A 21,302-nucleotide genomic window follows, 5' to 3' on the forward strand; every position below is an offset into this window, starting at 1 on the left:
TAACTTTCCAGAGGGCTCTGACGTACCGAAATCGGGGCTCTGACCAAGGGTCTACTAGCGGTGACCCAGCTTCTCACTTCTCTGCCCGGACAGGGCGCAGACGGCCTTGTTGCGCGCTTCGGCTGGGCCTGTCCGCTGGTCGCGTAGCCGCCAGAGACAGTAGCGGCGAAAGCGACCCGCTTCCCCCTCATTGTCCCGGTTGTAGACCCCGGTCTGGTAGCCGTTGATGCCGCTACTCTTTCCCCAGTTCCGGCCGCAGGACGTCTGGAATCACCCGAGGCCAGGTCCCCAGCCGTAAGTCCCGTCACCGGCGGACACGGGCTTGGTGAACTCCTGTTGCATGGCCGGGGATAGCAGCGTCCCGCCCATCAGGCGCGCTGGAAGGTTGCCGGCGGACGGCAAGGTCAAGCGCGTCTTCCTGGTCCGGAGGCTCCGGTTGATGATCCCATCCGCCACCCGAGCCGACCGGCAACTGCCAGCCACCGCTTCCCAACTCGGCTCACCTACTGGCCGGGCGCCCCTGGACGGCATGAAGCTCCGGCGGCTTCTGCACGCTGCCGGGACCATCGTGTTTTGTGGGCCGTTCTCGGGTTCCAAGGAGTCCCGTTAAGAGACGTGCCGTGGGGTGTCAGCGCGATGCGATGGGCAGCGGCCGGTCCTTGACAACCCGTTTCATCACGATGGTCGAGGTGAGCCGCTGAACCCCGGGCAGGGCGGCGAGCTTGTCATCGCGGAACTTCGCGTATCCCTCCATATCGGTGGTGGTGATGCGCAGCAAGTAGTCCGGGTCGCCGAACAGTCGTTCCGCCTGCCGTACCTGGGGAAGACCGGCCAGCGCGTCCTCGAACGCGGCGATGGTGGTGGAGTCCTCGCGGTCCATAGTCACGCTGACCAGGACCTCGAACCCCAGGCCGACCGCGGCCGGGTCGACGACCGCCCGATACCCCGTGATGACTCCTGTCCGCTCCAACTCGCGCAGGCGACGGTGGCACGGGCCCGCGCTGAGCCGGACCCGATCGGCGAGTTCGGTGACGGTCAGCCGCCCTTCGTTCTGAAGCTCGGCAAGGATCTGTCGATCAATCGCGTCCACTCCACGGATTCTTTCACCACCACCGCCTTATGAGCATGAAGTTGACAGAAAACCCCAGGCCGTCCGTCATAACCTCGCTGCCATACATGCATCGAGAGGTGAATCTGCATACATGGACCCGATCCTGGACCTGATGCCAGTCGTCGCGACGGTGTTCGCGGTCCCGCAATTTCTGCCGCAACTCACCGTGGTGTGGCGCACCGGCAACCGGGCCGGAGTGTCGTGGTCCTGGGCCGCGCTGACCAGCATCAACAACGCCGGCTGGATCGCCTACTTCGCGCTGTCGCGGTTGTGGACCGCGCTGGTGCCCGCCATCGCGGCGACCGTCCTTGCCGGCGCCCTTGCCGTCCTGCTCGGCCGCCAGGCAGGCTTCCCGCTGCGCCCCGCCGCGATCGCCGCGGGCTGGGCCGCCATCCTCACCGTCGCCGCGCTCCTCACCGGCCGAGCCGGCCTGGGTACCGGACTGACGGTGTCATTCATCCTGCAGGTCGCGCCGTCGGTATGGACTGCCTACCGCACCCATCGGCCTACCGGCATCTCACGCGGAACGTGGACGCTCGTCCTCGCCGAACTCCTGTGCTGGGGCTTGTATGGACTGCACAAGTCCGACCCGCGCCTGATCGTCCTCGGCTTCACAGGGGTAGCCGCCAGCATCCTCATGCTCATCCGCGCCCACAGCACCGGACAACCGACCGGTGAAGGCGTCCGTTCCTAAGAACGTCGCCGAGTCCACGCCCAGGCTCCTTGGCAGGACAGACCCGGCACCATCGCGTCCGAACACATCCGCTTCTCTGGACACGCGTAGTGACACAGGGCCGACGCCGTCCAGAAAGCCCATCCAGAAACTTTGAGGGCGCGCAGGAGTTCTGCCCCCGCAAATCCCCGAGTGTCCCGTCTTACCCGAGACCCTCCAACGGACGCGAGTGATGGCCACGAACGAATCGGAGACGGTGGGGACATTCATTCCGGCCGTTCTCGAGACGCTCACCCGACGAAGTGGATGCTTCAAGCGCTCCGGAACCAGAGCGGCCCCCGCCGCGTGATCCGAATGCTCATCGTGGAGTTCGAACTCTCGCCGACGGTGGCCGATGAACAAGTCTCCTCCGCAGCGTTGTCTTCTGGACCGAACTGGCCGGAAGGTACAGACCCGCCGCCGAGACACCGGCGCCCATGGAGTACCTGGAGGCGTTCTACAAGGCCGAGTTCAAGACGCTCGTGGGGTTCGTCATGGGGGTGCGGCTGCTGTACAAGGCCCGGGACGCAGTCCAGAGCGCTTTCACGCAGGCGCTGCCCACGTGGGATCAGATCCACGTCGGTCAGGTCGCTGTCGCCCGCGACCGGCCGATGATGCGGACGATCCAGTCGGACAAAGTTTGGCCAGGGTGTGCGCATCACCCTGATCTGATTTGGCTCCTGCGGTCGAGTGCCGTTCCCGGTAACGGGCGACCTGCATCGGTTGATCGCGAACATCTGATAACCGGCGGCGACCCCTGCCGTCACCCAGGCCCGCGATCAGTCTCGATACCGATGACCACATCGGCCGCAGCGGCGTCCTCGGGCAGGTGCCCGGCGATCAGCTACTGGAGTTGGGCGATCCCGTCGATGCCCTCGGCGGGTCTCAGGCGGGCCACGTGCTTCGTGCAGCGGCTCACGCCCGCGCCGATCCTGGCGGAGCACCCCGGTCCGAGCCGATGGACCTGCCGCGAAGGTGAAGACCGGGCGGCAGCGGTCCATGAACCTGCAGGCCGACAGCTTGACCCACGCCGCCCGCCCTCGCGGCACGGCCGACCGTCAAGACCGCCGAACTAGACGGCTCACCCTTCGTACTGCTGCCGCGGCTGCACGACCGGATCGTCGTGCTGTGCCACGCCGCGCGCTTCAAACCGCAGGTGACACACCACGCAGTGAAATGCCAGATCGTTTGGGCAATGCTCGAAGCCGGACTGGGCGTGCCAGCAAGCATCCAGCGGACCCCGGTTCAGCAGCGTCGCATTCCGCCGCATCGAACTGGCCGCCAGCACGCACGTGGCTGCCGCCTGGCGCAAGGACGACCGTCGCCCTTGGTCGCGGCCCGAGACCTCGGACCTTAGCGACCCCGGCCAGCCTTCGGTTACTCACCGCATGATCATGCTCACGGACGGAAACAGGAAGCGATGTGGCTCGACGGCCATTCAGCGCCAACCTGAGAGGACCACTCGTGCGCAATCCCGCTCGGCTCACCGTCATCCTCTTGACCGCCACGCCGATGCTGACCCTCACCGCCCCCGCCCATGCGCAAAACGGTATCGGCGACATCATCGGATCGGCGGCGCAGGGCGTCGGTCAGGGCCTCGGAGGGATCGGCCTAGGCGGCGTCGGCGGAACCGTTCAGGGCGCCGGCGAGGGCGCCGGCCAGGCCATCAACCATGTCTTCGGCGGCGGTTAGCCGCCCTGCCACGTTGACGTGCGCGCTTCGGCGAATAGGTGCGCTGGGCTCGGGTCGGACCAAGGCGCCCTGCCGTGATGCCTCACAGTGGGTTTGTTTCCCGGCCCGCCCGCCGCACCCGGCGTGCGCATCTCCACACACACCGGGCGCTCCACGTGCCTGCGCGTTCGGTGGTCCAGGGGATCGGGATATTGCTGCCGCGGTAGCGTTCGATCTTGACCTTGGACGCCGGTGAAGGCAATGCCCTGGTGGGCAATCCTCCGGCCCCGGCCGCAGCAGCGACGCTTGAACTCGGTCATGCTGAACGGCCCTTGCCAGCGTATTTCCGGCGGATCCACCGCATCAATCGGCCCCTCGTGCTGGCGTCGATCAACGAAGATCGTCTTCGATGCTCCATGACCGTGTTCGGCGCAGCGTGCTGTGGACGTGGCCAGGTGCACCCGGGCTCGCCGTCCCGTGACGTGCCTTGCCGCGACGCCGCTGGTGGGACCGGATTCACCGGACGTCCACCTGTGACCATCACTCACTGTGGTCGGCTGGTGCCTGATACTTCTGGGGCTTCATCGACGGAAGGGACACCGGAGTTAACGCGGTTCTCTCAACGGAGCGGCTGCGGTCATGTCGATCGCGGATGTGGGGCTGCCGACGGCGTCGGCCGTTCAGATCTACGCCTGTGGCACGAATCGCCGAGCAAGGACACCCGCTCCAACGCCTCGCTGAACGACGAGTGGGTGCGCCTGATCAACAAGTCGCGTACCGCGCGGCAACTCAAGGGCGACCGGCTGCGCGACAAGACCGGCTACACCTACACCTTCGGCTCCTTCGTCCTGAAGGGCCGGGGCAACACCGCCGCCAACCGGTACTGGGCCGCCGGGCATATGTATGGAACAACACCGGCGACACCGCCTACCTGCGCTACCCCAGCAGCGAGGCCGCCGACACTTGCTCCTGGGAATCCATGGACGCCAGCAGTATTGCTGATCCGTATCGTGTCAGCGGCCAGTTAGCGGGGAGCTATCTGGCCGCCGGTGTCACGCCGTGGTGGGCGGCTGTTAGCTGGCCGCTGTCACATCGCCCGTGCCCGCCCCGTCCGAGGTGGGCGAGGGCTGCCGGGTGGTCGACGCCATCGTCTGCCCGGCCTTGGTGGGGAGGCTGCTATCACCATCTGCTGAGTTCACCGGCTGGCTATCGGGTCGCGACCAGTCGGCAAGACGCTGTGCCAGACCGTCCCGCCTCAGCCTCCCGACAAGAGGCCCCCGGATGCGCGCTCCCGCTGTCGCTGCGGCCGCCGCCGTCCTGCTGGCTGGTTCGTCGGCCGCGGCCCGCTCCCGCCACCAGTCCCACGCCCAGCTGATACGAGGTCACCACCGCCGCCGAAGGCCGGAGCACCGGCTACAGCTGGGTGAGGTTGATGGGCGGGCTGGTGGATCACGGGGGCCCGGCGCAGGGGAACTGAAAACGGTGCCGGCCACGTGGGAGCATCGCGGTGACGTCCCGACCACCCAGCGTGTGCTGAGGAGGTACCGCTGAACGCCGCTCCCACCGGCCGAAGCGCCGCTCTTGGTGAACTGGCCTGCATCCTCACCGACATCGCCCACAAGGTCGCTTGCCTCGACCCCGTCCTCGACCGGGCCCTGCGCAAGCGCACCCACGCCATCGCGCTCATGCACACCCGCCGCCGCGCCGCCCGTCGCGTCCTCGCCCGCCTCCGCGCCGTCGACCGAGCTCACCACCGCATCTACGACCTCGATCTCGACTTTCCCCACGAGCTGATCAAGGACCTATCCCTCATCTCCTTCCACACCGAGAACCTCAAACGCGCCCTCTGCTCGGTTCCCGCCTACGAGTTCCCGATCGACCACTCGGAGATCCGCGGTTGGGCCCGTTCGTTCGCCCGGTCGGCAGGCCTCGACGCCGGCCTCATCTCGCTTGTCGATCCCGCGGGCATCCGCAGGGAGAAACGCAACCTCGCCGAGGCGGTGAAACACGCCCAGGCCCGGGTCGAGACGCTGGTGAACGTCGAACGCGCTCGATCCACCGCCATCCAAGCTGACCAGGACGACCCCAGCGTCAACGACTAAGCCAGTGCTTGAGCAGGAACAGTGGCCGTTGCTGGCTAACAACACCCTGGCTTTGCGAAACCGCGAGCTCCAGACACCGGGTCTTCCGCCAGCGACGTGCAGGTGCCACCCCAGCGGGTAGAGGCGCCCCAAAGCCACGGACGCCCAGAACCCATCCCCCTCGCCGCATCCAAGAAGCGATCACTCCGGTTCGCCGACCGGACCCAAGTCACCCCGCATCCACGCAGCTGAACACAGCCTGCGCTCCATCGCTCGCCAGAGGCTGGAGGCCTTGGCCCAAGAGCCAATGCCTGCAGGCGGACGTATGCACCCGGCTGCGGATCTACCGGCCACTCAAACGGGAAGCGCGCTCCGCGGCATGAGCGGAGGTTTCCGCCCGTCGTGAGTCTGACTCCCTGGCTTCCGGCCTCGTCGCCCGGATCGCCAGTGTGTCTCTGGACGGACGTACCGTCGCCGTCAGCGTAATCGACGATCACGGGGGCCTGGGATCTGTCCGCCGGGCATAGGATCCGCATGCTCAAAAGGGTCAGAGAAATTCTGGAACAGGTGGTCTGCACGTTGGGGCCGGTCGTCCCGTTGTTATCACCGGCGCTTCGAGCGCGGGATTCAGATCTGGAATCTCGCCGCCGGTGACATACGGCCGAGCTGGAGCAAGGCAACACCAAGGCAGGCCTACACTTTTCATGCTCGTCGCATGCGTCAAAGCTGGAGCGCGCGTATGACCTATGACACCCTTCCTATGCCTGAATGCCTATGGCGTTTACCATGAGCATATAGAGCTCATTTATCTGGACCCTGGACAGTTCTAGCTCCTTCCCGTTCCAGGCCTCGAACGCCGGAATTCCCTGAAAGATCGTCATCCAAACTCCATCTACAATGACCGACCCTCGTTGTTCAAAGTATTGAACCATTGGAGTTTGCACGGGATTGAATACAGCATCGAGAAAGAACTTCTGTTCGAGGTTTATCCCATCAAGGCGAGTCAACACAAATGGTGAAGGGCTCATTCCTGCCATACCGGCTGACGTCATATTGCAAACGAGTTCGGCCGTGTCGATCACCCGCTCAAGATAGTCGTAAGTCCGCATATCGACACCCAGTTGCTTCGACTGGCCAAGCAGCCGGGCTGTCTTTCGATCCGGCGGGTCAACATAGAGTACAGTTATCCACTCATACTTGAGTTGCTGCAACGCATATATCGCGGCCCGAGCCGCCCCGCCGCTCCCCAGAATCACCGCCCGCCCACGTGCCGCCTTTTCAGGGAAACCCAGGAATATTAGAGCCTTCACAATGCCGATCCAGTCGGTATTAAAACCGACTGTCTCATTACCCTTGAACACGATCGTGTTTACCGCGCCGCAGAGCAGCGCGGGCTCCTCCAAGCGATCGACGAATCGAGCTACATCCTCCTTATGAGGGAGAGTAATGTTGCATCCAGAAAATCCAAGCAGTCGCATTGCAGCTACCGACGATGCGAGATCGTCGACACTCACGCGAATTTTAAGGTACTGAAAATCCATATGTGACAGTTCTGCGAAATGTTGATGCATGAGAGGGGCCACGCTGTGCTTGATGGGATCTCCTATCAGGGCGGCGTATCCCATTAACTTAACCTTTCAGGAGCTATCGACCAAGTACAAGACTTCCCAGTGAACCAGTTTTCCAAACTCAAGCCCACACTCAATAATCAGAAACGAGGAGTCGCATTCGATGACTCGCCGTAGATCCCGACATCGAGAGTCAGCTTCACCCAAGATATGAGTGAACAATATCTCGCCAGCGGCCCCGGTCCCATAGGTCGTAAATCCGGCACATACCACGGCCCGCCGGTCGGCGTTGTACGGATTCGCGGCAGTGGCAATGAAAAGAAGGTCGCGACGCGGAAGGCCATCTCTCTCTTTTCTAATATCGAAGGCGTCGACTTCGAATCTTGGGCCGCCGGCCGGCTGGTCTATCGAAATACTTCCGTTCGGAATATCGAACTTTAGATCTAGTGATTGGACTAGCGTGAACCGCTCGAAGAAATCGGTGCAGTAGCGATTACTGGCCGAGCTTCCAAAGATGATGAGATCGTCGTCAAGGGGCCCACGGACCCGCTCACTGACATGGGTGACTATCTTCTTAGACCTATAGTTCTTGGAGATCGCGGCAGCGGCCGCAGCAATCGCCAGTATGTCTCCCTCGGGAGCGAGGTGACGGACGACCGCAACCCTACCCCCTTGCGGCTTCAACTGCCGAAGAGAGGTTGTGAGAACAAGATCCACTCTTCCGGCAGGTTGAAATCTAAGAACTCGCCGCACTTTTCGCCAACGGCTCACTACATACGCTGCCGAGATCACGATGGGAATAGCACCCAAAACGCCCAACACCAGTGATGCAAATGAACTCAACATCATGCATCCGCTCTCCATCGCCCTCGGAGAGGCTCAGCATACCCGCACGCACTTTATTTCACTCGCTCTCTCTTTTTGCGTTGCGGGATTGATATGTTGTTACTTTCAACATAATGGTGCCGCGTGGCGCCGATTCTACTGCGCGATCGGCAATGGTCAAGATCGTACGTGTCACTGACCCTATGTGGCCATGCAGCCTCCGGTTGGCTGTGGATCTTTCTTCGGATCAACGGCTCATCACTGTTGAGGACGATCTACCGAAGACCTCACCGGCTAAATGTTCCGGACCACACTGGCGCCGCTTCATACTACGCCGTGAATCGCAGCCCTCAGAGTTATGTCGATCATGGCCTCAAGACACTCATCGCCACCGAATAAGTGGAGGCAACTCGTCCGGGCTTCGTCCCTCTGCGAAGAAGCTGAAGACCATGAATCCCCCCGGTAAGTCAGAAATCAAGATCAGCGCCATCATCGCGAGGAGACCCAGTCTGACTCGAAGGGCAACGCCGGCGTCGGGCACCGTGATCGAGACATAGGCCAGCGCGTGGGTTCCCCGAGATCATCCATCCATGCTCGTCTGAGGCTGTCGGCGCTCTATACAGGCATCGGGTCGCCCCTCAGCGACTGCAGGCTCGCCTGGTTCGCCAGGCCGGTCACCGGGTGGAAACCGCCGCTTTGGTGTAGCCCAGATTATCTGGCGCCGGTTGGCGCAGGTGTTGATCACAAAGATCCGCTCATCGGCAGACCACCGTGTTCCGGCTTGGCTCTTGGTTCAGGTGCCGGAGGCAATGTAGGCGGCGAGGATGTAGTCGGGGTGTCGGTCGAGGTTGTTGCGGGCTCGGTCATAGCGCATGGTGGTGCGTGGGTCTGCGTGGCGTGCGGCGATCCGCATATCGCGCAGGTCGACCACGGCGTCAAGCATGGTGATCAAGAAGGTGTACCGGAGCATGTGCGGATGCATCCGCGGGAGCTGGGCGACAGACTGGGCCGCGAGTCCGCGCAACCGGCTTGCGGCATGCCATTCTGGCTCCACGGGCGTTGAACAGGATCGGCCCGCCGGTTCAGTCACCGACGACGCGGTCGATGCCTCTGCCGACCGCCCGTGGAGGAGGTACCAGCACGACCCGGGTGGATGCCGCTGCCGACCACGCGTAGGACTTGGTGACCGTGCTGCCTCAGCGTCAGCGGCCGGCTCGGCCCGACGAAGCAGGTCTTCGCTATCGGTCGGCGCCGGGGACCGGTCGCACAACGGGGCCGATTCACCAGTCGTCAGGTAGCACTCCGTGGTCGACCTGACAGGGCATGTCCCGGCCCGCAACTGATCTCGGCCAGCGGCATGAGCGGATGTTCGGGCCTGGTCTACCGGTAGCGGGGGTCGTCCGGTCCTCGGCTGGAAGGGTCGGGTCGTGGAAGCACGCTCGTCTTGGGATGGTCGGCGTGGAATCGGGACAGGGTTGTGGCCGTCACCTCGGTATCGACCAGGTCGAGGTGGTCGAGGTCGTATCTTTCGAGCAGTGGAATGATCGCATCGGTGACCGGTGTCCCGCGGAGGCTGAGCGATCTGACGTGCGTGACGCCGTCGATGAGCTTTGCCAGGTCCTCATCGGTGGCGGATGTCAGTCGGATGGTCAGGCTGTCGAGCTTTGCCGGCAGCCTCGTCGAACCGGCGACGTTGGCCGCGGTAAGGCTCACGGTGGACAGGGACGGAGAGAAGGCGGCGTCCAGCCAGAGAGCTTCCGGCGCGCTGAGGCGCACGTGCGTGAGCTGGGGAGCGACTTCGGGCAGTGTTTCCTGGCCCCACGGACGCGGTGGAAGATCAGTGATCGTCAGATCGGTGAGGGCATTGAGTGTCCCGCCAAGGGCGCCGGCGTGGAAGACGCTCGGCTGTGTGAGGTGCAGGCGCAAGACCCGGAGCCTGGGGAAGCGGAGGAACGCCGACAGGGCCGCGGCTCCGAGGGAACAAGCTCGATGTTCGAAGATCTCGACACCTGGCATGTCCGGCAACGCCGACAGCAGACCGCCGTCGAACTCTTCGGTCATCAGGGAGAACGACCACACCCTGTTGGAGACGCTCGCCAGGTGTTCCCAGCCGGACCGATCCCAGCATTCGGTACGGGTGTGGATGCTGAACGGGGTCCCGTCGTGCCCAGGCGGCAGGGCCGGACCCAGAACGTGGAAGGGCGGCGCCCCTTCTTCGCGGTGATAGAGCCGAGAATCATCATTCGTGAAACGCCCGCAACAGACAACCTCGACAACCGTCGCCACGCCCGTCTCGCCGACCACCGCGACATTCACCCATTCGGGAATGTAATGGTCGCGCCACAATTCAGCCACGACGGTTTCCGCGTCACACCTGCTCAATGCGACAGCCCGCCGCTGGGTGCCGTCTTCCGGGAACCTCAACTCACCGAGTTTCGGAGCGTGCCCATCGTAGGATTGGTTGAGCCGTACCCGAAACACCAACGGCTCAGGCAGCTCTTCGGAGACCAATGTTTGAGCGAACTCCTGTGCGGCGCGCGCCGATGCGGCGAACCGCGCGGCGAACACCTCTCGATCCACCGAGCCAACCTACCGCCGAACCCCAGGGCCGACCACGCGGACAGCGGCTGACCTGGACGACCTCACCGCGAGACTCTGACGGATTGGCCGCGGCATACCTGGACCGCTCGGCACGACGAGCCCGGAGGCGCGCTCGGCGGCATGAGAGCACGTCTCGCGTCAGCGGCCGGGCTGGACCGCTTGTGGCTACAACAAATCCGCATTGGCCCAGATCACTCGGTTGAAGTTCGGGTCCCGAGGGCTTCGCATAGTCGGAGCCGCTGGTGGGGAGTTGAGGCGATCGTGGTCGAGTTCGCTGCGCGTCGGAGGGGCGATCTGACCCTCCGGTCGTCCGGTCTGGCAGGCTGGCAGGCTGGCAGGCTGAACTGAAGGGGCTCAGGCGGTTGTGCCGCCTGGGCGCATGGTGACGGTGACGGGCGTCGGCGGGGTCGGCAAGACGCGCGTGGTGCTGGAGGCCGCCCGAGAACTCCAGGACGACTTCCCCGACGGCGTGTGAGTGGTCGGCCTGTCAGCTCTGCGTGACGTTTCGCTGTTGGGCCATGCGATCACGCGAACACTGCAGGCCGTCGGCCAGACCACGCGTCCGCAGCGGGAATTTCCCGGCCGACCATCTGGCCGACCGGCGACTGCGTCCCGATGATCACCGCTTCACGTAACAGGTATGTCGGACGTCGGTGCCTCTGAGGGTGGGGGGACCGGGGGCACAAGGGGAAGCTGAGAGTTGCTGTATTCGGGCTGTTCGGTTGGTGCTGCGCCGATGGTGAGGTCGCTTTCTCGGCCGGTCTCGAGTTCTTTGGCGGAGACGTGGACCACCGCGTTCGCGTCGATGTCGAAGGTGACTTCGATCTGCGGAGTCTCCGCCGCTTCCGGATGGAGTTCCAGCCGGAACACGCCGAGCAGCCTGTTGTAAGCTGCGACTTCGCGTTCGCCTTGGGAGATGCGGATGAGTTGGAACCGCTGGCCTTCCTGCGCGTTGAACGTCTCCGAGCGCTTCGTCGGAAGTGTGGTGTTCCGTTCGATGATCTTCGTGAAGATGCCGCCCTTGGTTTCTATCCCGAGGGAGAGCGGAGTGACGTCGAGGAGAAGGGTGTCTTTGCGCTCGCCCTGCAGGATGGCGGACTGGAGCGTGGCCCCCTTGACCACCCCGTCTGGGATGAGCCCGCGATAGACATGCTGCCCTTTGATGAATTGGTGGACGAGGCCGTCGATGGCGGGCATGCGAGTCGCTCCGCCCACCAGGACAGCCAGGTCGATGTCGGCAGCGGCAATGCCGGAGTCTTCGAGGACCTGTCGGATAGGGCCGTCGCAGCGTCCGAGGGTCTCTCTGCTCAGGTGTTCGAATTCTTCCCGGGTAAGTTCGGCGGTGAGATCCAGTGGTCCCCTCGCCTCCGCGGTGATGTATGGCAGGTGGATCGTGGTAGACCTCGCCGAAGACAGGTCTATCTTGGCCATCTCGGCGGCTTCCCTGAGTCGCTGCACGGCCACCGGTTCCTGCCTCAGATCGATGCCATGCCGACTCCTGAACTGGCTCACCAGGTGATCGAAGATGCAGTCGTCCCATCACGCCCGCCCAGATGGTTGTCCCCGGCAGTGGCCTTGACCTCGCAGACTCCGTCACCGATCTCCAGCAGTGAAATATCGAACGTCCCGCCGCCGAGGTCGAAGACGAGGATGGTCAGCACTTCGCTGCTGCGGTGGGCCTCATAGACGAGTGAGGCTGCGGTGGGCTCGTTCAACGTTCGCGTGGCCTGGATCCCGGCGAGTCTCGCCGCTTCGACCAAGGCGTGCCGCTGGGCGTGGGTGAAGTAGGCGGGCACGGTCAGCACTGCCGCGGTGACCTCCTGCCCCAGGTAGGTCTCGGCGTCCTGCCGGAGCTTCCTGAACAGCAGGGCGGCGATCTCCTGTGCCGAGTAGGTGAGGTCTCCCCGCTTCAGGACCCAGTCGGTGCCCAGTTTGAGCTTCACCTCGTGGACCGTGAGGTCGGTGTTGGTGACCGCCTGCCGTTTGGCGGCGGCGCCGACGAGCGGTTCGCCTGAGGGTGAGAAGGCGACGACGCTCGGCGTGATCACCGATCCCTCGGCGTTGGGGATGAGCCGGACTTCGGTGCCGTCGTAGTAGGCGATGGAGGAGTTGGTCGTGCCGAGGTCGATGCCGAACGAACGGACCGTACGGCGGACAGAACTGGCGGACGCGCCGGCGTTGGCGGGCAGGTCCCCGAATCCTCGGTCGCGCCACACCGCCTGAGCCCGGCTGGCCACCCCGCGATCGATGTCTCCGGCGAGGGTCAGAAGCGCCTTCCTGGCGTCGTCACGGCGTTCTGGATAAAGGCTGCCGAGCATCTGCGCGACTTCATGCAATGCCCCTTGGCGTTCCCAGACCTCTCCGTGAGTGATGGCACGCCAGATCTGGGCCGGGACGCCCGTCGTCGGCCCCCGCACAGTTCGGGGATTACGCGCGATGATGATGGTGCCCTCGGCACTGTTGACGGTCATCGTCGGGGTCTGGCTCGGGTGGAACCGGGTCACCTCGTCGTGCACGTACTCGTACAACTCTCGCACTGAGACATGCCCGTCCTCGTTGAGGTCCGCCGCGCCATCGCGCAGCCCCTTGATCACGGTGGCGGTGAACACTGCGGGCTCGGCCGTTCGCCGGCTGCGCAACTCGCCCTCGTAGCTGAACTGCAGCGACGTCGACGAGGTGATGACGACGCGGCCCCGCCCGGAGAACGGCTCGGTCACGTCCATCTCGACCGGTCCGGCACGGTGTCTCATGTTCTTGGCGAACGCACCGCTATAACAGCAGTCGAGCATGAGCACGATGCGTTTGGACCGGCAATCCTCGATCAGATCATTGATGAAGCCGGAAGGAATGCCTGAGGATGCCGGGAAATCGAGGTTGGTGTCACGTACGGCGAAGAAGAGCCGCCCTCTCATGTCCTTCTGGCCGTGGCAGGATAGATGGAGCAGCAGTAGGTCATCGTGCTTGGCCGTCCGGAAGAACGCTTCGATCCGGCGCCCGGTCTCGGCCCATCCCCCGTCCACGAGCGCGTCGACGTCGAATCCGCCGATAGCCTTGTCGGAGAGGACGGCGCTGAGTTGCTCGGCGTCCGCGGCGGCGCTTGGGAGCTCTGACAACCGGGCATCGTCGTAGTGCTGGTTGGCGATGATGAGCGCCCGCTTGCCCGCCATGTCTACTCCGTGTGGCGGGACAGGAAGGCTTCCAGCGCTTGCTGCTGCATGTCCCGAGGTACGGCGTCCAGCTCCAGTACGTCGTTACCGATCTTCATGCGAATCGTTCCGGACCGCCGACGGCGCAGCCAGTCCCGGGCAACATCGACCAGCGCACCCAGAACAGGGCTCCCGGCGAGCGTGACGGCCAGCATGCCGGCCTCCGCCAGCTCCCCGGCACGGGCTCCCTCGGGAGCCTGCCCCGCCGAGACATTCTCAAGGTTTTCGATATCGAGCTCGGACACCTCATCGACCAGATACTGGAAGTCCTCATCAGGCTCATCCACGATCAGCTGAACGTGCACCTCGTCCCCCAGACCCGTAATGTCCGCACATCTGACCAGGGTCGCAGATCCACGTGAGGCACCACAGAGAATCCGAGATCGGGAACCCAGCTCTCCCTGATTTCGGATGTCCGTGAGTGGTGGCGCCGCCCCAGCCCACCACGATCACGCTGAGCAGCGGCGCTGTTCAGCCTGGCTGCCGCGAGTTTCGCAAGGACAGAGAGGCGTACGGGGGCAGCCCCACCGCCGGGATCAGGATCAATCCATATATTCGCCGTTGCTTGCGGGGTGCAGCCGGTCCTGATGGAGTCGAAGCCGGGATCCGACCTAGTTGACACTGACCCCAGGCTGGAACGTCCGTTCATTGGCCTAGCCATGCGCTCTGCGGCAGAAGAGTGCGTTTCGTCTGCCGCCGTCAACTCGCCCTTCCGGTGGCGAGCAGGCCCGGGCTCAAGGCGCTTTACCTGGAGCTGGCGAGCAACGGAGCCACGGCCGCAACCGTGCCGCGTGGTGCCGACTGGCCTGGATCCGGCACCCCAGGCTGTTCACGTCCACGGGAGTGGTGTATGGGGTCTGTGCGACCTTCTGCCCGGTTCGTGTCCTGGTGGGCGTGTCCGCGTGACATGAGGACGGCCACCTCGTGATCCTTCGAGTTGACCAAGAGCACGAAGGATGAAACGAGATGGCCGTGAACGACATTCTGCCCGTTACCAGCGAGGACTTCGACCAGACCTTGGCTGAGGCGTCGCCGGACCTGTTGCGGGAGATGATCCGGCAGTTCGCGCAGCGGATGATGGACGCCGAGGTCGAGCAGGTCTGCGGTGCCGGCTACGGCGAGGTGTCTGATCAGCGGGTGAACTCCCGGAACGGGTATCGGCGGCGGGAGTGGGACACCCGGGCCGGGACGGTGGAGCTGGCGGTGCCGCGACTGCGGACCGGCTCGTACTATCCCGAGTGGCTGCTGGAGCGGCGACGGCGGGCCGAGCGGGCGCTGGCGTCGGTGGTGGCGACTTCGTATCTGCTGGGCGTGAGCACGCGGCGGGTGGAGAGGCTGGCCGAGCAACTGGGCGTCACCAAGCTGTCCAAGTCGCAGGTCAGCGTGATGGCGCGGGAGCTGGATGAGATGGTCGCCGACTTCCGCAACCGGCCGCTGGATCAGGGCCCGTACACGTTCTGCTGGATCGACGCGTTGACGCAGAAGGTGCGGGAGGGCGGCCGCACGGTGACGGTGCACGCGCTGATCGCCACCGGCGTGAACGCCGACGGGCACCGCGAGATCCTCGGCGTCGACGTGGTCAGCGCGGAGGACGGGGCGGGCTGGCTGGCGTTCCTGCGCGGTCTGGTCGCCCGTGGCCTGTCGGGGGTGAAGTTGGTGGTGTCGGACTGCCATGCCGGGCTGGTCGATGCGATCGCCTCGACGCTGCCGGGCGCGTCCTGGCAGCGGTGCCGGACCCACTACCACCGCAACTTGCTGACCAGGACTCCAAAGTCGGCGCAGCCGTGGGTGTCGACGCTGGTGCGCACCATCTTCGAGCAGCCCGACCGCGACGCGGTGCTCGCCCAGCACCGCCAGGTGGTCCAGGCGCTGGAGGCCAAGTTCCCGGCCGCCGCCGAGCACCTGGACGCCGCACGTGAGGACATCCTGGCCTTCGCCGCGTTCCCCAAGGCCGTCTGGCGGCAAATCTGGAGCAACAACCCCCAAGAACGACTCAACAAGGAGATCCGCCGCCGCACCGACGTGGTCGGCATCTTCCCCGACCGCACCGCCATCATCCGCCTGGTCGGCGCTGTGCTCGCCGAGCAGAACGACGAATGGACCGAGCAACGCCGCTACATGGGCACCGAAATCCTCGCTCGGGGGCGAGCCGTTAACTCAACAATGCTTCGACTTAAAGGGTGGCGGAATGTAGCCACAGCGCTCGTTTGCGGCGACCACAGAATACCCCGACCTGGAATCATGGGCCTTATAGAAATCCTTGTAGAGTTGCGGATCCGCGGCCCAACCAGCAAGCCTGAACGGCGCCATACGGGCGTCGCGGCGAACAAAGATCGACTTGTGGTCCACAATCGCCACCTCGACATCCCATTCGTATGCGAACTTCCGAGACACGACTTCGAGTGATACCGTATGCCGCTCTCCCGGCTTGAGGTCGATTGTCTCCGCACGCCGGTACGGCTGACCGGATTTGTTTGCAAAGAATGGATAGTGATCATCGAGGTTGGCCTTGAGCTGAATAATGGTCGTCGCCCCCTGGGGCGGATTGTGCACGAGCACCTCGAGAGGTAGGTCCTGCCTGCCCACTATCCTAGGGATGATGTCCCGGACGGTTATGACGCCTGGGCCGCGGCCCTTCAAACCGATCTGCAGGTGCATCTCTCCCACGTACCAGCCCCGCTTGCCCGCCATGAAGCTCTGCCAGCCCGCCGAAAGTTCACCACGCCGTAGCGCCAGCTTTTCGACTCTGGACATTGGCTGCGAAAAAGCCACTGCAGAATTATCGTCCAGGTCCATGTTGATGAAGTCGATCTCCACAGGGGGACCGCCGACGATGCGCGCGGGACCATCGTCGATGAAGCTGACCGCCTGAGCCACCACGACGGCACCAACAACCAGCGTGATCAGCGCTGAAAACCACCCGAGTGTACGGCGCAGGACGCCACGCCCTGTCGCTCTCATCTGGTCACCCCCGGTGGGCGCCGCTCTCGATGACGTGCGGCGTCTCAGAGCTAGCCGAAGCTGACCGTCGGTCGAAGATCTGAGATTGGCTCTCTTCCTGGAGTGGCCGGGCATAGCGTTACTTCCCCGCGAGCGTCAGGGCCACCTGCTCCGCGACCTGACGAGCCGACCTATCCTCTATCCGCCTGGAGTCCGCTACAGCCTCAACTTGCACGATATGGCGACCGACACGAAGCAAGACGATACCGGCCGTACTCAACTCCTGGTCCCGATCGAGGAGCGCGAATGCTTCATCGCCGATGCCGGCTAGCTGCTTGAAGTCATGCACACTGGTGCGACTTGACAGGAGCCGCAATGAACTGTCGACATCACGAGAACTCCACGCGACGGTTACTCGCAGCGCAGGACTCGACTCCCGGTAGGGGAGATAGTCGCAACTAACTGGCTTGGGGAAGCGGATGTCCGGCAGATCGGTGACTCGTGGCTGGGCGCGATAAGAATCGCCGAGCTTCGCCCTGAGGTGGTTGATCGAGATCAAGGAACATGCATCAGGCCACGAATCTGGCCGTACGCCGCCAAGTTGAGGAACCCCCGAACTAGGGATCAGCCGATAGGCGGTGAGTCGTTTCAGATCAGTTGGACCGTCGGCGGTAAGGGCGTACATAATGCCATCCTTGTAGCCCAGCCAATACATCCCTCTATGGGCAAATGGAAGAGACATCAGTATCGTCTTTCCAGACCTTTTCTCAATTCTGTACGCGAACGCGGGTAGATGATGCTCCCCGGGTATACTCGTCAAAGCGTAAAAGGCTGTAGGACTTCCGACAATCGCTGATCCCGCTCCTCTCTTCTCCCATAGCATTTTGCCTTCGACGGCATCGAGTCCAACGATCAGCGACTTGCCGGAGGGAGGCGGCAAGAATACCCCGATGGCAACGGTCTCACCTTCCTCAGAGAACTGACAGGTGCAAACACCCTTTCCCTCTCGTTTCCATATCTCTTCTCCTTTGTGGTTGAATACAGCAAGAAAGTATGATGTGTGGACGATCGTCAGCCGCGATCTCATGTCAACCTCGATGGGAGCGTCCTCCAGGGAAGAAGGTGTGTCGAGCTGAGCGTCCCAGCGCAGGCGTCCGGTCTTCGGATCAAGCACTTCAAGGCGGGTCACAGGAGAGGAGCAGTTGCTAAGCAACCCAACTCCGTGAGTTGATAGATCGGAGTCAACGAGGCGGCAGTTCGAGGGAACACCTCTTTTCCAGACCACCTGGCCAGACGTCACTGAGGTACCCTGAATAGCATCTGAGGAGTTGGTGACACGTACTCCATCAACGTTGATCGCAGGGCTATCGCTCGGCCCTGCCGCATCCGCGAGCGGCAGGCCTGTGGCAAGGTCCAGCGAAACGGGCTGCTGATTGACAACGGAGGTGACGACGACCTTCTCACCCTCGACTTGAAGCCCGTCAATCATGACGTCCTGCATCCTGTAGGACCAAATTAGTTTGCCGTCCTTCAGTGCACGAGCATGGACGATTGGCAAAGAGTCGTCGAGATAGATGAGCCGACCGTCGACGATCTTCGGCGAACTTCTAAAATTTATCCAACTATTTTTTGCGTCGATGCGCACTGACCAGATCGGAGCTGTCCCCCATGGCTCGATCGGCTTATCCGGCTTGCCCGGGACGCTTTGGCAGCCGATCGCTCCCAACACGGCGATCACTGTGGCCAGTTGAGCGGTGCGTCGGTACAGCTGGTTGCCCACTAGCAGAGTGTAATTTCCCGACCACGCATAGCGGGATGGGTTGGCCGATACCGGACTGGTCCGGTCGCCGGCCCGGGCGCTGTGCAGGGTCGATAGCGGGATCACCGGGCTAACCAGCGGACAATCTCCTTGAGGTGATCACCTCCCGCTAGGTCGACCGGTGGCCACCCACCTGCCCCAACCCAAGGAGTGCGGTCATAGGACATCCCGACCAACCGAGGCCGCTTGGCCCTCACGATTGACTCCCGCAGCCCGCTCTCCGCAGGAGGAGGGATCACCCCTCATCAAGATCAACGACCGCTCTCCGACCACCTAACGCCCAGCTACCCGGCCAAGGGTCGGTGCCACGCCACTAGATGCTTTCGACAAGCAAGACCCCTCTGAGCTGCTACGCACTGTCATCGGCAGAGCCGCGCGGTCGGCGGCAGATGAGGATGTCGTGGGCTCAAGGCAAGTTCCCAAGGGCGCGCTGGCTACTTGGGCGGATCCGAGTTGGTGCAGGGAAAGCCACGCTCATCCGGGGCCTGTCGGGCGGCGAAGACGGGCGGACGACGGACTCGTCGCCGTCGATCTCGATCAGGTCGAGGTGCGGGCGTCATTGAGGTGAGGGCGCTGACGGCAGGCCGAGAATGCAGGCGGTGTCGGCGGGGACGGTGGCGTCGGGTCTTGGCCATCATGCGGGCCCACCCCGAAGCCGGAGCGCGTCGCGCGGAGGCGGAAGCGCGGGTCGCCGATCTCGCGGGCGACCGTCGCCGAGGAGCGAACCTTGACCCGGGTCTCGAGCAGGGCGGGGACGGCGGGGTGAACCACTCGGGGCGGAAGGCGTCGCCATCGCGGCCGCGGATCATCAGCGGGGTTGATTTCCGAGCAGCGGCGTCCAGCCTGGCGCCTTGCCTCCGAACTTGCGCGATCGCTCACACAGCCCCGCCGGTAGCTTCAAGACGGTTGTATGACTGGAGTGAGCCGCTGCCCGCCAGCTGGAACCGAAGCCGATCCTGCCGGCCCAGAGGTGTTAGGCCCCAACCATTGAGGCCTCGGGGCGCCTGTAGGTGTCGTCCGGCTCGACCGACGACGACCTAAAGGAGCCTCACGATGGCGCTGGGCCGCGTACTCGCGACCACCTTCTCCGGCTGTTTCGGAGTCTGGCGATTTCTCGCGGTCTGGAGCCGTGGACGCGCAGCAGTTGCTCTGGAGCGCGAACGCAACGCTGGCACCGCCCAGGCACTGAAACTTCTTCCCCCGGGAGGCGAGTTGCTGGAAATCGAACTCGGCGGGCGCATGCGCCTCCTTCGAGTACCATCCACCACCGACCATCCACCAGCCCCTCACTCTGTGTTGCAGATCGAAACGCAGCCGCCCAACCCCAGAAATGAACGGTGACGACCCAGAGGCGGACGAGTTCGCCGCGTTCTTCAGACAACATATGAACACGCTGCGCGGATACCTCATCAACGCTGGCGGTGACGCCAGCTTTGTCGACGACATCCTGCAAGACACCTTCCTGGCGACCAAGCTCTACTGGGGAAAGGTCCGCGACTACGACAAGCCCGAGGCGTACCTCTACAAGGTCGCGAGTCGGCAACTCGGCAGGTACTCCAAGAACCGGTACCTCCGGACCGAGCCACACGCCGAACCCCCCATCCCGGCCACCTTCAGAGCTGATGCCATTACGATGGCCGACGCCATACGGGAGGCTCTCGAACGGCTCTCGCTTCGCCAACGACAGGTCATCCTGCTCTGCTACACCTACGGGTTCACCATCAAAGAGACGGCGAAGATCCTTTCCATTGCGGAGGGGACAGTGAAGCGGTGCAGATCCGACGCGCTATCACGCCTGCGCGCGATCATGGCTGACGTGAACGACTCGGACGAGGGGCGCTCACGTGGATGACGACCTGAAGGCCGCCCTGGCGACGCTCGCGGAGATCGCCCCGGCCGATACCGATGGAGCGCTAGCAACCTTCCAGGACCGGCTCAAGGCCCTGGAGACCAACTGGGATGAGCATCAGCGTATCCTGGAAATGGCTGCTCACGCCGTCGGTGAGCCCGTTGAGGAACCCCCTTCCCCGAGACAACCTCCTTCCTTGGAGAGGCGAGCGGCATCGAAGGGCATTCCTACGTTCTGGGATGCGCTGCCCGGATCGGGGCGCAAGGCCGTCGAGGAGGCCAGCACCTCGATCCTGATCAGGCAGGGCGCGTTCCTCATGCGCGAGCACAACCGGTCGTCCCAGGTCTACGTGCTGCTGGCTGGTGCGGTAAAAGTGTGGGCCGAGCAGGACGGGGAGATCGTCATTCTCGACGTGCTGGGCCCTGGCGACCTGGTGGGTGAGTTGGAGGCCGTCGATGGTGGTACTCGGCAAGCAAATGTGGAGGCGCTTACGCCCGTCCAAGCGATCGTGCTACCCGCGGACCGGTTCCGTACTGTGCTCAACGCCGACCCGGAGTGGGTGTGGGCGGTGGCCGCGGTTCTCGCCGAGCGGTTGCGGGACGCGAATGAGCTGCGGATAGCGCATTTCCCCAACGACGCCGAACGGCGGCTGGGGACGCGCCTGCTCCGGCTGTTCGCGCGGTTCGGCACACCCGCGCCCGAAGGCGACGGGACGGTCGTGGACTTGCCAGTGAGTCAGCAGGATCTGGGGCGCTGGGCAGGTGTCGGCCGTCGCAAGGTCGCTCAGATCCTCGCCGACGACCGCGTGCGCGGAAGCCTGTCGATATCACGGAAGAGCGTAGGCCTGCGGTCTCTAGCGGTCCTGGACCGGCTCGCGAGACGTACCTGAGACAGACCAGCTCTGGCGGCGTGGGACACC

14 protein-coding genes and 2 pseudogenes are annotated in these 21,302 nt (G+C 63.8%); 8 read left to right on the top strand and 8 right to left on the bottom strand.

From position 1 onward, the window contains the following. Positions 1-628: 628 nt before the first annotated feature. The gene (locus tag ABD333_RS35755; protein WP_344547001.1) at positions 629-1,090 is read right to left on the bottom strand and encodes an Lrp/AsnC family transcriptional regulator; all 462 of its coding nucleotides are present in this window, start codon (positions 1,088-1,090) and stop codon (positions 629-631) included. A gap of 112 nt (positions 1,091-1,202) precedes the next feature. On the opposite strand from ABD333_RS35755, the gene ABD333_RS35760 reads away from it, so the two are divergent. From ABD333_RS35760 to ABD333_RS35780, 4 genes are all read left to right on the top strand, one after another. Next, a complete protein-coding gene (locus ABD333_RS35760; RefSeq protein WP_344547002.1) occupies positions 1,203-1,805 on the top strand; it encodes a hypothetical protein in 603 nt (200 codons plus the stop codon). A 1,482-nt stretch (positions 1,806-3,287) separates the two neighbouring features. Next, positions 3,288-3,515 carry a hypothetical protein gene (locus ABD333_RS35770; protein ID WP_344547003.1) on the top strand — a complete coding sequence of 76 codons (228 nt, stop codon included), beginning with the start codon at positions 3,288-3,290 and terminating at the stop codon, positions 3,513-3,515. Between the two features lie 215 nt (positions 3,516-3,730). Next, on the top strand, positions 3,731-4,522 hold the full coding sequence (locus ABD333_RS35775; RefSeq protein ID WP_344547004.1) for a lamin tail domain-containing protein: 792 nt from the start codon (positions 3,731-3,733) through the stop codon (positions 4,520-4,522). A gap of 657 nt (positions 4,523-5,179) precedes the next feature. Beyond that, positions 5,180-5,596 carry a hypothetical protein gene (locus tag ABD333_RS35780; RefSeq protein WP_344547005.1) on the top strand — a complete coding sequence of 139 codons (417 nt, stop codon included), beginning with the start codon at positions 5,180-5,182 and terminating at the stop codon, positions 5,594-5,596. A 737-nt stretch (positions 5,597-6,333) separates the two neighbouring features. On the opposite strand, the gene ABD333_RS35785 is transcribed toward ABD333_RS35780, so the two are convergent. The 6 genes and pseudogenes from ABD333_RS35785 to ABD333_RS35810 all read right to left on the bottom strand — a co-directional run bounded on the left by ABD333_RS35785 (position 6,334) and on the right by ABD333_RS35810 (position 14,080). Further along, entirely contained in the window at positions 6,334-7,200 is an 867-nt protein-coding gene (locus ABD333_RS35785) for a shikimate dehydrogenase family protein (protein WP_344547006.1), read from the bottom strand. 12 nt (positions 7,201-7,212) lie between these two features. Next, entirely contained in the window at positions 7,213-7,860 is a 648-nt protein-coding gene (locus ABD333_RS35790) for a hypothetical protein (protein WP_344547007.1), read from the bottom strand. Between the two features lie 901 nt (positions 7,861-8,761). Then, positions 8,762-9,058, bottom strand: a complete 297-nt coding sequence (locus ABD333_RS35795) for a tyrosine-type recombinase/integrase (RefSeq protein WP_344547008.1) — start codon at positions 9,056-9,058, stop codon at positions 8,762-8,764. 290 nt (positions 9,059-9,348) lie between these two features. After that, positions 9,349-10,548, bottom strand: a complete 1,200-nt coding sequence (locus ABD333_RS35800) for a hypothetical protein (protein WP_344547009.1) — start codon at positions 10,546-10,548, stop codon at positions 9,349-9,351. A 648-nt stretch (positions 10,549-11,196) separates the two neighbouring features. Continuing rightward, positions 11,197-13,736 (bottom strand): annotated as a pseudogene (locus ABD333_RS35805) (caspase, EACC1-associated type). A 2-nt stretch (positions 13,737-13,738) separates the two neighbouring features. Then, positions 13,739-14,080, bottom strand: a complete 342-nt coding sequence (locus ABD333_RS35810) for a hypothetical protein (protein WP_344547010.1) — start codon at positions 14,078-14,080, stop codon at positions 13,739-13,741. 661 nt (positions 14,081-14,741) lie between these two features. Here ABD333_RS35810 and ABD333_RS35815 point away from each other — a divergent pair. Then, positions 14,742-15,935: pseudogene (locus tag ABD333_RS35815) on the top strand (IS256 family transposase); the annotation flags it as partial. Between the two features lie 919 nt (positions 15,936-16,854). On the opposite strand, the gene ABD333_RS35820 reads toward ABD333_RS35815, so the two are convergent. Further along, entirely contained in the window at positions 16,855-18,495 is a 1,641-nt protein-coding gene (locus tag ABD333_RS35820; protein WP_344547011.1) for an outer membrane protein assembly factor BamB family protein, read from the bottom strand. A gap of 1,092 nt (positions 18,496-19,587) precedes the next feature. Here ABD333_RS35820 and ABD333_RS35825 point away from each other — a divergent pair. Genes ABD333_RS35825 through ABD333_RS35835 form a run of 3 tightly spaced genes read left to right on the top strand, consistent with a single transcriptional unit; the run spans position 19,588 to position 21,272 of the window. Beyond that, the gene (locus tag ABD333_RS35825; RefSeq protein ID WP_344547012.1) at positions 19,588-19,875 is read left to right on the top strand and encodes a hypothetical protein; all 288 of its coding nucleotides are present in this window, start codon (positions 19,588-19,590) and stop codon (positions 19,873-19,875) included. Next, the gene (locus tag ABD333_RS35830; protein ID WP_344547013.1) at positions 19,865-20,386 is read left to right on the top strand and encodes an RNA polymerase sigma factor; all 522 of its coding nucleotides are present in this window, start codon (positions 19,865-19,867) and stop codon (positions 20,384-20,386) included. The genes ABD333_RS35825 and ABD333_RS35830 overlap by 11 nt, the downstream gene beginning before the upstream one ends. Continuing rightward, a complete protein-coding gene (locus tag ABD333_RS35835) occupies positions 20,379-21,272 on the top strand; it encodes a Crp/Fnr family transcriptional regulator (RefSeq protein ID WP_344547014.1) in 894 nt (297 codons plus the stop codon). Before ABD333_RS35830 ends, ABD333_RS35835 begins: the two co-directional genes overlap by 8 nt. Positions 21,273-21,302 lie beyond the last annotated feature (30 nt).

The organism is Actinomadura fulvescens (genome assembly GCF_039533225.1).
GTDB lineage: Bacteria > Actinomycetota > Actinomycetes > Streptosporangiales > Streptosporangiaceae > Spirillospora > Spirillospora fulvescens.

Excerpts from the sequence above, each read along its gene's own strand:
- ABD333_RS35780 (WP_344547005.1), top strand. The coding sequence starts at position 5,180 with ATGCACACCCGCCGCCGCGCCGCCCGTCGCGTCCTCGCCCGCCTCCGC.
- ABD333_RS35830 (WP_344547013.1), top strand. The coding sequence starts at position 19,865 with ATGAACGGTGACGACCCAGAGGCGGACGAGTTCGCCGCGTTCTTCAGA.
- ABD333_RS35825 (WP_344547012.1), top strand. The coding sequence starts at position 19,588 with ATGGCGCTGGGCCGCGTACTCGCGACCACCTTCTCCGGCTGTTTCGGA.
- ABD333_RS35760 (WP_344547002.1), top strand. The coding sequence starts at position 1,203 with ATGGACCCGATCCTGGACCTGATGCCAGTCGTCGCGACGGTGTTCGCG.
- ABD333_RS35785 (WP_344547006.1), bottom strand. The coding sequence starts at position 7,200 with ATGGGATACGCCGCCCTGATAGGAGATCCCATCAAGCACAGCGTGGCC.